General features: G+C 46.2%; 9 protein-coding genes. 5 read left to right on the plus strand and 4 right to left on the minus strand.

Annotated features, from left to right (window positions below; all coding sequences use genetic code 11):
• Positions 1–64: 64 nt before the first annotated feature.
• Both DES40_RS12670 and DES40_RS12675 read left to right on the plus strand, forming a co-directional pair.
• Entirely contained in the window at positions 65–2,206 is a 2,142-nt protein-coding gene (locus tag DES40_RS12670) for an RNA degradosome polyphosphate kinase (RefSeq protein ID WP_121102716.1), read from the plus strand.
• Positions 2,203–3,729 carry a Ppx/GppA phosphatase family protein gene (locus tag DES40_RS12675; protein ID WP_121102718.1) on the plus strand — a complete coding sequence of 509 codons (1,527 nt, stop codon included), beginning with the start codon at positions 2,203–2,205 and terminating at the stop codon, positions 3,727–3,729. Before DES40_RS12670 ends, DES40_RS12675 begins: the two co-directional genes overlap by 4 nt.
• 3 nt (positions 3,730–3,732) lie before the next feature.
• On the opposite strand, the gene DES40_RS12680 is transcribed toward DES40_RS12675, so the two are convergent.
• Positions 3,733–5,040 carry an NHL repeat-containing protein gene (locus DES40_RS12680; RefSeq protein ID WP_121102720.1) on the minus strand — a complete coding sequence of 436 codons (1,308 nt, stop codon included), beginning with the start codon at positions 5,038–5,040 and terminating at the stop codon, positions 3,733–3,735.
• Between the two features lie 379 nt (positions 5,041–5,419).
• On the opposite strand from DES40_RS12680, the gene DES40_RS12685 reads away from it, so the two are divergent.
• The gene (locus DES40_RS12685; RefSeq protein ID WP_121102722.1) at positions 5,420–6,004 is read left to right on the plus strand and encodes an HNH endonuclease; all 585 of its coding nucleotides are present in this window, start codon (positions 5,420–5,422) and stop codon (positions 6,002–6,004) included.
• Between the two features lie 11 nt (positions 6,005–6,015).
• Here DES40_RS12685 and DES40_RS12690 read toward each other — a convergent pair whose 3' ends face one another.
• The gene (locus DES40_RS12690) at positions 6,016–6,432 is read right to left on the minus strand and encodes a SufE family protein (RefSeq protein WP_121102999.1); all 417 of its coding nucleotides are present in this window, start codon (positions 6,430–6,432) and stop codon (positions 6,016–6,018) included.
• A gap of 201 nt (positions 6,433–6,633) precedes the next feature.
• Between DES40_RS12690 and DES40_RS12695 the strand changes: the two genes are divergently transcribed.
• On the plus strand, positions 6,634–8,292 hold the full coding sequence (locus DES40_RS12695; RefSeq protein WP_170144992.1) for a sensor histidine kinase: 1,659 nt from the start codon (positions 6,634–6,636) through the stop codon (positions 8,290–8,292).
• A gap of 30 nt (positions 8,293–8,322) precedes the next feature.
• On the opposite strand, the gene DES40_RS12700 is transcribed toward DES40_RS12695, so the two are convergent.
• Positions 8,323–11,070: a hypothetical protein gene (locus DES40_RS12700; RefSeq protein ID WP_121102726.1), complete on the minus strand. Its 2,748-nt coding sequence runs from the start codon at positions 11,068–11,070 to the stop codon at positions 8,323–8,325.
• A 137-nt stretch (positions 11,071–11,207) separates the two neighbouring features.
• Between DES40_RS12700 and DES40_RS12705 the strand changes: the two genes are divergently transcribed.
• Positions 11,208–11,582, plus strand: coding sequence for a DUF1491 family protein (locus tag DES40_RS12705; RefSeq protein ID WP_170144993.1), 375 nt, complete (start codon positions 11,208–11,210; stop codon positions 11,580–11,582).
• Here DES40_RS12705 and DES40_RS12710 read toward each other — a convergent pair.
• Entirely contained in the window at positions 11,512–12,942 is a 1,431-nt protein-coding gene (locus tag DES40_RS12710; protein ID WP_121102730.1) for an MATE family efflux transporter, read from the minus strand. The two genes, DES40_RS12705 and DES40_RS12710, sit on opposite strands and share 71 nt — an antisense overlap.
• Positions 12,943–13,042: the final 100 nt, after the last annotated feature.

Consider the following 13,042-nt stretch of genomic DNA (forward strand, 5'->3'; position numbering starts at 1 on the left):
CATTGTCAAATAATATTCATCTCAAACTTCTGTCAATTTTAAATTGGTCTGACTAAAAGACGCTATGACAGAAAAAGCAACATCCCGTTATTTCAACCGAGAGCTCTCTTGGCTTTTCTTCAACACGCGTGTGTTAGAAGAAGCGCAAAACCCTGCTGTCCCCTTATTGGAACGCGTACGGTTCTTATCGATTTCAGCTTCTAATTTGGACGAGTTTTATATGGTGCGAGTCGCTGGGGTGCGAACGCAAATACTGGCGAATATGACGACACCTTCGGCCGACGGTTTAACACCAGAGCAGCAAATATCAAAGATTGGACGCCGCGCGGGTAAGATTGTGAAACGTCAGGGTGAGTGCTGGTCGCAATTGGTCGAAGAACTTGCCAATGAAAAAATCTATATTCGGAAAATGTCCGAGCTAGATGAGGTCTCAAGAGAAGCTGTTAAATCGCGGTACGAGGAAAATGTTCTGCCGCTTCTTTCGCCCTTAGCTGTTGATCCAGCGCACCCATTCCCTTTCTTACCAAATTTAGGGTTCGGAATGGCTCTGTCTATGAATGTCGAAGGCCGAGATGAGCCAATGTATGGCCTGATTATTATTCCATCCTATGTCGACCGGTTTATGGTTGTTCCCGATAGCGGGAAGGGCCAAAGCTATGTTTTGATTGAAGATGTGCTTGAGACATTTGCTCAGGATCTCTTCCCTGACTTTGCGATTAAATCAAGCGGCTTATTTCGCATTACGCGAGACAGCGATATGACCGTTGATGAAGAAGCAGAAGATCTTGTGAGGCATTTCGAATTTCTATTGAAAAAACGCCGCCGGGGCCGTGTTATACGTTTGGAAACGGGGACAGGTATTGCGAATGATTTACGCGCCTTTTTAATTGATAGTTTCGAATGTTGGGATGAGGACATACAGGACGAGAATAATATGCTCGGACTGTCAGATGTTTCGGAGATTATCTCGAGCCAAAAACCTGAACTTTTATTCCCGTCATTTACAGCGCGTTTTCCAGAACGCATCAGAGAATTTGACGGCAATTGCTTTGCCGCTATTGCTGCCAAAGATATTGTAGTTCACCATCCTTACGAAGAATTCGATGTGGTGATACAATTTTTAGAACAAGCGGCTGCGGACCCAAATGTTGTAGCTATAAAACAAACCTTATACAGAACCTCTGATGATAGTCCGATCGTGGCGGCGCTTATTAACGCGGCAGAAAACGGAAAAATTGTAACCGCTTTGGTGGAACTAAAGGCCCGGTTTGATGAGGCGACGAATATGCGCTGGGCGCGTGATTTGGAGCGGGCAGGGGTCCATGTGGTCTATGGGTTCGTCGGTTATAAAACTCACGCCAAAGTATCCTTGGTCCTAAGGCGTGAAGATGACACCTTACGTAGCTACGCGCATTTAGGAACGGGTAATTACCACGCACAAAATGCAAAAATCTACACTGACCTCGCATTGTTTACCGCAGACCCCGAAATGGGAGAAGATGTAGGGAAGTTGTTTAATTATGTTACCAGCTATTCTCGGCCTCGCGGTTTGAATAAACTTGTTATCGCACCTATGGGGCTTAGGGATGCCCTCTATGAACATATTGATGCAGAGATTGCTTTTGTAAAAGCAGGAAAACCAGGTGGTATTTGGGCGAAAATGAACGCACTCGTCGATGCTGATATGATTGAAAAACTTTATGAAGCGTCTGCCGCAGGCGTAGAAATTGATTTAATTGTGCGGGGTATTTGTTGTTTGCGCCCTGGCGTTCCAGGGTTGTCTGAAAACATAAGAGTGAAGTCAATTGTCGGCCGTTTCCTAGAACACTCACGAATTATCTGTTTCGGGAATGGCGCCGTAATGCCGCATGATAATGCAAAGGTCTTTGTTTCAAGCGCTGACTGGATGCCGAGGAACTTGGATCGCCGTGTGGAAACCCTGATACCGATTGAAGACCCTACTGTGCATGGTCAAGTTCTAGATCAGGTAATGGTTGCCAATTTGATTGATACGGCCAATAGTTGGCAATTAGAGCCGAAAGGAAAATACACACGCGTGAGTGCTGAAGCTGATAAAGAACCTTTCTCTGCGCATGGGTATTTCATGCGCAACCCGTCTTTATCTGGACGCGGCCAAGCCTTGAATAATGATGCGCCTCTACCGCTTGAGACTCTTTTTGCTGAAAGGCTAAGGGAGAAAAAGTGAAGGGGACAAGACGTTCATTAGGGAGAGAAGTCGGGGTCGTTGATATCGGCTCGAACTCGGTTCGCCTTGTGATTTTTGATATATTTGGTGCGCATTTCACACCAATTTATAATGAGAAAGTTCTCGCTGGTTTGGGGCGTGCATTAAAGAAAACGGGGCGCTTATCGGAAGAGGGTAAGGTTCTTACGCTTCAAGCCCTGCAAAGATTTGTACGCATTGCCAAAGCCAGAAACCTTCCGCCCTTAATCATTGGGGCTACGGCAGCATTGCGAATGGCCGAAGATGCGGCTGATTTTATCAAAGTGATTAAGCGCAAAACCGGATTAGATATTTCTCCCATTAGCGGGGATGAAGAAGCGCGCTTAAGTGCGATGGGGCTGATATCTATGCATCCTCGCGCGAAGGGATTGGCGGCGGATTTAGGCGGGGCGAGTTTAGAGTTGGTCGAAATTTGCCAAGGCGAAAGAGAACCCTCTGTTGGCCGCCGAAAGTCATTGCCTTTGGGCCCATTTGATTTGATTGGAGATGACCTCACAAAAATGGGGCCAAAACAAATTGAAAAGGCGAGAAAAACTATACGGTCATATTTAGCCGAGCACACAGATTTAATTAAACAGGGCAAAGGAGCCACGCTTTACTTAATTGGGGGGGCCTGGCGGAATCTGGCGGCGATACACCAAAGTTATGTCGACTATCCTTTACGGACTTTACAAAGCTATACTCTCTCGCCATCCGTAGCGCGAAAACAAGCGAAATGGGCTTATGGAGATGGCCGCGAGGCTGTTCTGAAATGGCCGGGACTACGCCAAAGACGGGCTGAAACATTGCCATATAGTGGCTTACTGTTGGATATCTTACTGGATGTCGTTAAACCCGCCCAAATTGTAATTTCTCACTCAGGGTTACGCGAAGGCCTTGTGCATAATGCTATTCCCAAAACCCAAAGACAACGCGACCCATTGTTTGATGGTTGCCGTGCCTTTGCAAAAGGTTCGTTGCAAACTGTAAATTTTGGCCGCCCACTTTATAGGTTCATTTCAGCTATTGAACCTTCTTTGCCGACAGTTTTTAACACCTTGGATGATGCCCGGCTTTTACAGGCGGCGTGTTTACTGGCGGGTATTGGCAAGGACTTGCACCCTGATTACCGCGCCGAGGGTATTTTTGCGGCTATGCTTTATGCTCCCGTCGCAGGACTATATCACGAAGAACGTGTCTTTTTGGCGCTTTGCTTATTTCGATCCTACACGGCGACGCGTGAAGTGCCTTCGCCTGATATCATTAAGGCATTACTGACCCCTGAACAGCAAAATACGGCGAGTATAATCGGAGCTGCAATGCGGCTAGCGGCTGTCGCGACAGGACAATCTTCAGAGTTATTAGATGCCTTTACGCTGCGCCAGAAAAAGGGTGTGTTGACCTTAAGCGTGGTGAAAAAAGAAAATGATTTAATTACAGATCAAATCGTCTTTCGACTAAAGAAGCTCGCGTCAAAATTAGATTTAGATTACGCAATCGAGTAAAGATCAATTAGAACGCTTGTCTTTTGTGCGGCTTTTTTCGGAGTCCATGATAGAGATATCTTCACCGTTTTTCTCATCATCTAGTGATAATGGTTTATAATCTCTGATAATGGTTGAGCCCACGTCAAGGCTTGAAGCGCCCTCAAGAGTACTGGCCAGGCCGATTTGGCTGCCTTCGATTGTCGATAGTAGAGTGGAAGGCGGCGTCGTCGAAGCGGGTTCATCGGAAAGTGGGGGCACGGGGTTTGGTTCGTCCAATGGTGCGGCTGTCGGTGCAGCTGAACGCGTCACCCGATAAATATCGCCGTTAAATGCATCCGTTACCAGCAGGCCGAGGCTATCAATGGTTAAGGCCGCAGGCGCTCCCCAGGCTGTTCGGCTATTCGCGGGAAAAAAACCTGATAACAAAGGATAAGCCAGAGACTGTGGTTGGCCAAACTTTGTGGGTATAATCAGGACATCAAATCCATCTGGTGCGCGGCGTGATACCAATAAACTATTTTCATCAATTGGGTGGTTCGCAGGTGCAGGCTTTTGGCCTCGTTTAAAGTAAATGTCGGGGACTGGACTTATTCCCGCAAAAGACAGGTCATCGCGGAATTGATGGCTATTTTTTATTGTGGGGCCAAACTTATCCTTTTGTAAAACCCATGGGTATTGGGCACCGATATCCACAAGCGCTAGAATGGGTTGATCGGATTTCTGTGTTTCAACTAATTCGGCCGTCCCCGTTTCCGTATCTATTGATAATAATTTTACTTCACCTTCATTTGTTTGCAGGCCTAAAAACAATGTCAGGCCATCAGAAGAGAGACTTAAAGGGTGGGCCATCGCTGTTGAGTTGGCGGCTCTTAAACCCGCTAATATAGTGGGGGGGTGGTCGCCTTTGACGCGCCAAATGGCATTCCTATCAGCGACGAAGAGTATATCTGAATGGAGGGCCAAACCCGTTGGATTATCAAAACGATGAGCAAGGGCACGTTTCTGATCAACCCGTCCGTCTTGTGCTCTGTCCGGCAGATGCCATATTCGCCCGCTTTGCTGGTCCGCTGCGAATAAATTGCCCTTCATATCTGTCGTTATGGCAGAGAGGTTTCCTAAATTCGAAGCGATTAGCGTTGTCTCGAAACCCTCAGCCGTCATTAAATTATTCGCTCGTTTACCTTTGCGTAAAGCGGGAAGCGTTTGAAGCGGAGCTTTTTCAACTAAATCAATAACGGGCAGAGGTTGACCACCCATTTGTGCCTGAGGTTGTTCCGCAGAGAAACCGAGTCCGAGAACGATTAGTGGTAATATAAAAACGAATCGCATGATTGTTTATGCCGTTGAAAACTGAGTTTGACGATTGAACTTTACAGAAATTGGGTGAATTCAATCTGAAAGGTAGTTTTCAGAGTGAAAAACGTACCAAAAAGGGTTGTTTTTACACGAAGCTTTCTTCTGCTTGTCATCGACCTGTCATAGGGTTTACTTATGTTAAACTTATTGAGCGCGGAGAAATCAGTTTCAGTAACCTCAAATATGAAATATCCCGATTAAAGGAATGGCTGTGCCCAGCCAAACCAATAGCTTGTATTGGTTCCTGTAGCTTTTTGTTTGATACAGAAACAACAAACCCTTCATCAAATTCCTTACCAACTCTCTGCTCTCCCTTCAGGTTTTACTTTCTAAATCATTTTGAGAGCGTTTTATGAGTCTTCAGGCGGTTGATTTTTCCGAAGCTAAACCGGTCGCACAAGGAAACTATCCTTGTTTGATCTTAAATGCGGATTTTCAACCCCTTTCATATTTCCCGCTTTCTCTTTGGTCATGGCAAGATGCGATTAAAGCTGTGTTCTTAGATCGCGTTAATGTTGTTGACCATTATGAGCAATGCGTGCGTTCTGCGAATTTCGAAATGCAAATGCCGAGTGTCGTCGCGCTAAAAGATTTCGTTCCGCAAAATCGCGCTCCCGCTTTTACACGGTTTAATTTATTTTTGCGCGATGGTTTTGAATGCGTTTATTGTCACAGTGAAACAGAGCTGACGTTTGACCATGTCATACCTCGCCGCCTCGGTGGTAAAACCAGCTGGACAAATATTGTGGCGGCCTGCTCCAGTTGTAATCTAAAAAAAGGGGGGCGGCATCCCGATCAAGCAGGCATGCGACCCCTTATAAAACCTTTCCAACCTACAATGCATCAATTGCAGGCCCAAGGACGACGCTTCCCGCCCAATCATTTACACGAGAGTTGGCTTGATTATCTTTATTGGGATATTGAGTTAAAGGATTAGGCGTTAATCTCTCAAACGAGGCTTTCTGCCTCGGCCTTTATCCGAGCGACCATGGCTTGTAATCCATTTGAACGCTGCGGCGATAAATGTTCTGAAAGCCCCAATTTCTCTAATATAGATCGGGCCTCTAATTTTAAGATTTCTGAGGCGTGACGTCCTGAAAAGATTTCCAAAACGACTGCGACAAGCCCTTTTACAATATGAGCATCGCTATCGCCTTTAAACTTCAAAACAGGGTTCTCCTCGCCACTGCGTTCGCTAACAAGCCAGACTTGGCTGACACAGCCTTTCACTTTGGTAGCGTCCGTTTTTAAAGCAGGTTCTAATGGGGGGAGGGACTTACCCATATCGATGACATGCATATAACGGTCTTCCCAACTGTCGAGAAATTCGAAGTCAGAAATAAGATCCTGAATGTTTTCAGGCATAGATTCAAGCAAAGCATCATTCATTCAAAGCAGATAGGCATAAGAATGAAGAGCGGCAAGGGTCAAAGGCTATAAAGTGTTAGCGCATGCCCCCTGCGAAAACCTCTGGAAAATACCCCTCAGATGGGAAAAGACTGGTCACATCACGTGAAAAAGTGATTTGTTTTACTTTGTTATGTTTAAAGGATGACTTTGACACAAATGCAAAATTGGCGTGCCACCTTTATTCCTTGTCTAATTTGGATAGGGGTCGTTACGGCTGCCCTTATCGCAGGTTTGGCAAAAGGGCTGTCCTTGCAGGACTTAGCGCTTCCAGCTGTTATACTGGCGATACCCGGCATATTTGGCGTGTGCCTAAGTCCTATTATTGAACGTGAATGGGCGCAAATTGGCTTAATTTTGGCCTGGTTAGCCCTGGCTATTTGTGTGTGCCTTTTTGCTGGGTATTATCCTTTTGCCGTTTTATTCTTGGCGGCCCCGGTTATCGCGTCTTTGTTTAAACGAGAAAAAATTGTCGAGTCACTCATTTTAGCCACTGTTTTTGCGGCGCTTATATATTTTGCCTTTGTCAAAGGGGCTATTCCTGAATCACCACTTAATGATGTGCAAAAGCTCTGGATGAGCCAAGCTGGTATTATGGGGCTGATTTCTCTGGTGATCAGCACGCTGTTTTCTATAGCGCAGGAAAGAGTCGAAACAGCCGTACCCTCATCAGCAGGGATAAGCACAGACGCTATTGAGGTCAGAGGTGATAATAGATTTGTTTTGGATAGCGATGTTATTGAGACCCTTAACGGAAGTGTTATGCGGTTCTCAAAGTCAGGCGCTTTGATGGCGGCAAATAATGAGGCGCGCTCTAAGTTTCATTTTAATGCACTGGGAATGACCACACTAAACTCTGTGATGTCAGGTAGTCATTCTGTTCAAGAGACGTTCTCAAACGCGGTGAAGAAGAGTTTAAAATCAGATCAGCCGGAAACAATCCGTATCGCTTTGCCTAATCCTTTTGATGCTCAGTCTATCAATAGTTTTGACGCTACTCTCTTGCCGCAAAGTGATGGCGGCGTTTTAGTGCATGCAATTGATCGTACAGCCGAAGAAACGCAAATTGAAGCGCTTCGTCAGCAAGCTGTGATTCTTGAAGGTCGTCCAGATGAAAAGACACTCTTCTTTGCAGGTGTAAGTCATGAGCTAAGAACGCCTTTGAATGCAATTATTGGTTTCTCTGATATGATGCGGTCGCGCCTTTTCGGACCATTGCCTTCGAAATACGCCGAATATGCAGATTTAATTCACGATAGTGGTCAACATATGTTGGACCTTATCGGAGATGTTTTGGATTTATCTAAAGTCGAGGCTGGAAAATATAGTTTGCAATATGACACCTTCGATGCCTCTGATGTTGTTAGAAGCTCTGTGAAAATGTTACGTCCCGCAGCAGATGCAGCAGAAGTAAAGTTCGAAGTGTCAATTGATAGCGATGATAGCTTGCTTGTTGAGGCGGATAGAAAGGCTTTGCGTCAAATCCTATTAAACTTGCTCTCTAATGCGGTGAAGTTTTCGTATAAAGGTGGGCAAGTACTGGTTAAGGCGCAGCATAAAAATGAATATTTGCTTTTAGTCGTCGAGGACCAAGGGGAAGGTATAAGCGCTGATGAGTTAGAAAGGATTGGGACGCCGTTTACTCAATCCCAGAGTGGATTAAATAGTAATGAACGCGGAAGCGGCCTTGGCTTGTCTCTGGTAAAGTCTTTGACAGAATTACATCAAGGCCAGTTTTCTATACAAAGTGAGTTGGAGCAAGGCACGCGAGTTACCGTGGCCTTGCCTTGGTCAAGACCTATCACAGAGCTTAAATAAATCTCACTGAGAAATGTGTTTTAAGTTGGTTTAGTACTGTTTTCCATTCCGGCTTTTCGGGGAAGACGCCCCCAATAAAAAGGCCAAAACACCCACAGCCAAGATTAAGAGTAAAGCCGCTACGCTTATACTTTGATTCGTCCAGTTCTTTTGAGTGGTTCCAAAACCAGACAGCCGTGAAGAATCTGAACGCCAATTTTTAGCGATAGATTGAGCAGACTTTTGCATGTTCTGAACGTCTTTTTTAGGTCTCCAAGCTGATATCTTTTGTTTTATAGTCGTCCAACTGTTCCCAACCCAGTTAAGGGCCGTGTTAGCAGGCGTAGTCGAGACATTAGCCTCGCGAATGGTAATCTGACTATCGGGAAGTGCGGCCTCTAAGAAGCTTTGGCTTTGTGACGGTGGGCTCGGTGCGTCAAATTGAGGTGAGGCGGCGGCCTTCCTTAAGTAATCGCTATAATCCAATGGTAGAGTGGGCTGACTAGTTGTTTTAATTCCGGCATCGGCTTTAGCTTCAGCATATTCTGCTATGGATATGTTAGGCTTGGTTGATAGTGTCTCTGTTGATGGTGTCTCTGTTTTCCAGAATGTGAGTTTCTCTAAGATTTCGGTTCCGTCAATATTGGGGAGCTCAAAATCAAATTTTGGAAGTGAGGCCGTTATCGAACTAAGGTCAGGCAAGCTGACCTTGGGCAGATCCCAATTGGGTATTGCGAAATGAGGCACGTTAATTTCTGGCAGATCGAAGTTTGAAAAATTCAGACCCGATTTTCCCGATGAGGCAGAAGGGGAAATAGAGCGGGAAAAGCCAATGAGAGGCGCTGAGAGTTCAGCCATAAAGACGCTTTTATCGCTCCATCGCGCGACAGAACCTTCAATAGCATTCCAGTGGTCTTCGGTAAGAAGTGACTGCAAGGTAGATGGAAATGATTGACCAGGAACATTCGTAATGACGCCGACCATTTTATCAGATTGGTATGGTGAGCTATATAAGGCTGCGACGCCGCCAAGGCGCACTGAATTTCTCTGCTTTGCCTTTTGGGCAATCGCTTGATAAGCCGCCTGTGCATTTGTTCCGGCGTATTGCTCGCTCTTCACTTGTAATAAATCTTGGCCTTCATACCGATGGCCGCGCAAAGCTGAGCGCACAGTCTTGGGGGCATTATGCTTTGCTATAGAAGGCAACTCTGTAGAGGGTAAAATAAAGAGGATATTTTTATTGTCTTTATATGCCTCTAGCTTGGCTGTGCCTCTTATAAATTGTGCTTGATTCCATCCCTCTGCTTGGCTTTCAGCAAGCTTGGCAATGACAGCGAGGGCGGCATTATAATCTGAATTATTGCGGGGTAATATGATGAGCGTATCGCGGCCATTCGCATCCGAGAAAGGCGCTCCCGTGGCGGCAAAGCGTGAAAGGTCGCTAAGAGGTGTTTCATTATTTGATGTCAAAATTAATTGAGAATTGGATTTTAGATATACCCCTGGGGACGCCAACCCATTGCAGGCTTTTTCAGCGTCTGCGTTTAAGTCTGCGCTGAGGCGTAGTTCATTTTTCTGGCCCCTCAATAGTCCAGACGGAATAGAGAAGCTGGCAGTTTTTCTAGGTTGATCCAGACGTGTGTGGCCAATCACATGGTCATTTAATCTAAGGCTAATGGCATTATTGGCAGATAAAGCTGTTTCGGAGCTTGCTAGCTCTAAAGTGACTTGCCCCTCGCTTGCTGCAGGGTCGGATAGGTTGAATTCATACACTTCATCTGCAGGATTCCATCCCGCTTCAAAGGCTGTATTGCCAAGAGCCGATAATTTGGTTTTACCAGATATGCGAGGCGCCTTTTCGGAAAACCTTTTTTGCATGTGGATCTCACCAATCGTCGTTGAAAGGCGTTTTGTACGGGGTAATTCATATTGAGAAAAAGCCCGCGCAAGGGCCAAGACTTCTGCATCTGTGTCGCCCGTGAATATAAGACGAGAAGGTCGTCCTTCATCAAAGCCCAGTCGTGCGCCCGTTCCTGCTAGAATGGATTTATCTTTAACAAAGGATGAGATTTGATCGCGTCGTCCTGCAATGATCTGAAAGTCACCTTTGCCTTTCAAAGTGGTGAATTTCGGCGCGGCTTTCATTCGTTGTCCTACGCCTTGTGCAAGTAAGCTTTGAAGTGCGGTAACGTCTTCACCTCTCGTATATAAGCTAACGGATTGGGGAGTAGTAAGCGGGTTGCCCAATATATTCTCGACATCACCAACTTTCAGGCTTTGACTTTTAGCCTGACGGGTTAAAGCGATTTTTGAATTGTTTAGGTCAACAACCCATGCTGAGTCATCATGTGCCGCGCAATTCGCGTCTGTGGGGGCTTGGACATATAGACGAATTGTATTGTTTTTCGTCTTCATTTTCGCGGTTTGCAGCTTTAACTGCGCATCGAATCCTCGACCCGTGGATTTAATCTCGGTTGGTGCCTCTTGATTAAATTGAATAAAGAGAGAATGTCCTCTCGCATTATTCCGTGAGGGGTCTGCTGATAGAAAAAGTTTTGCTGAGGTGATGAAATCCGTATCGGGGGCGTCAAACGTAATTGTTTTCGACGGGCTTCGCCAATCGATAACAAATTTTTCCGCTTTGGATTGAAAAGCCGATAAGGGAGCAGAATGTGTCTGGGCCATCGACCCAGAATGATTTGTGCCATATACTGCATTGGCAGAAGCCGCTGGGGCTGTTGCTGATAAAATGGCAATAATCGCGACAGTTTTTAAACTATTTAGACGAAATTGGGACATTGTCCTTGGCCTCATGAATAACATAAGGGTAACCAAGCAAGCGGGATGCCAACATGCTGTATAAGGGGAAACTAATTCTTATTTCTCGCAGTATGGGCGAAGTTTAAACAAGAAAGGGGGAGGCAATTACTCCGAGATTGAAATCAGAATTTTGGGTCCAAGCCCTTCTCCGGCGCACTCAATCCGAGGGAGGTTTTGCGTCTGTCTTACGAAGAGGTGATGCAGATGCAGGTATTGTTTTGATAATTTTCCGCGAGAGGAAACAGCTCACCCTCTTTTCGCCAGAACGCAACTTTGAAGGTGAACGGGTATGGCACCCTGAATTTATAGATAACCAAGCCAGTTTAGATTCAAAAGTTAACAAACGTGTTGACTATGACCCAGACCTTTGGATTTTAGAGATTGAGTCAACGCTCTCGCCAGAAAGGCTAATCGGGGAACCTATCGCGGGGTTGACGGCAGAGCCTGATCCCGCCGAAGCTGCTGCACAAGCCTTATTCCGAGGGCGATAAAGGCGGCGATTAATCCAGCCATAAGGCCATACCAGACGCCTCGCGCTCCGAGAGGTGTGTAAAAGGCTAAGTAGTACGCGACCGGAAATCCTATCACCCAATAGCTGACCCCTGTTAAAAACATGGTCCAGTTCACATCTTTTAGCCCGCGCAAAAGTTGATTGCAGGCAACTTGGGCCGCATCAAAAAAGGCGAAAGCGGCCGCGATGGGAACGAAAGTTAAAATAAAGGCCATGACCTTTTGGTTCTCTGGTTTATTTACATCTAAATATAAAGCCGCAATTGTTTCTGGGGTAATGGCCATAGGGACGGCAAAAATGCCAATGGCAAAAATGGACGCGATTATTGTAGTTGTGGCCGCGCGCTTTTGGGCGGGCAAATTGCCAGCACCGCGCGCTAAGCCGATGCGCACAGCGCCTGCCATACTCATACCATAAGAGAGCATGAAGGCGAGAGAGGCGATGTTTAGTCCAATTTGATATGCGGCTTGTTCGATGACGCCAATAACACCAACAATCAATAAACCTGCATTGAACAACATGCCTTCAAACATCATCGTGACAGAGATTGGCCAGCCCAGACGAACAACATCTTTTAGACGCTCCCAATCTGGTTTTAAAATATTCTTGAAAATGTCAAAGGTTTTGGCACGGCTATCCCATTGGATATAGGCAATGAAAAGACCAAAGCCGAGAATGGCGGATAGGGTTGAGGCTAGGCCCGCTCCGATGAGTTCTAGTCTGGGGAATCCAAATAGACCGAATATCATTACAGCGTTGAAGAAGGCATTTAAGAGCGTCACGAGGACGATAATGATAAATGGAATAAGGGTCTTATCTAAGGCGGCTAGGAAATTTCGTAAGACCAACGTGCCTAGAGTAAAGGGTAAACCAATGCCGACAGCAAAAACATAGGTTTGAGCGCGACGAGTCGCTTCCGGGTCTTGCCCTAGAGCGAGTGCAACGGGTTTCGTTAAAAAAAGAACAGCAAAGATGAGGGGCGTTAATCCAAAAACGGCCCACAAGCCCATCCTTACGGTACGGCGTACATCTCTTGTGTCATTGACATCTGCGCCTAAGGCTTGAGAGGCGAGAGGCGAGACGGCGATGGCGGGCCCGCCGCCAATCATCCACATCAAAAAGACGATAATACTACCAATGCCTACGGCGGCGATATCGACAGGCGAAAGTCGACCAATCATGACAGCATCCACAAAGTAAATTGAAAACTGTACGAGCTGGGTCAGCGCCATAGGGATGCCTAAACGCAGAAGCGCGCCCATTTCTCCGCGCCAAGTGTCAGGAAGTTTTGCCGTTTCCTGCGCTTTGATATCATGCCCTGCGTTCATGATGTGGGCCATAGGGGGTTTTTACAAAAAGGTGAAGTCGCATTCTCGGCAGCCTCACCGATATATCTTAGCGCGCGATTGTAGCGGCCCCTAAAATTCCAATATTAATCAT

It is taken from the genome of Litorimonas taeanensis (assembly GCF_003634015.1).
Lineage (GTDB): Bacteria > Pseudomonadota > Alphaproteobacteria > Caulobacterales > Maricaulaceae > Litorimonas > Litorimonas taeanensis.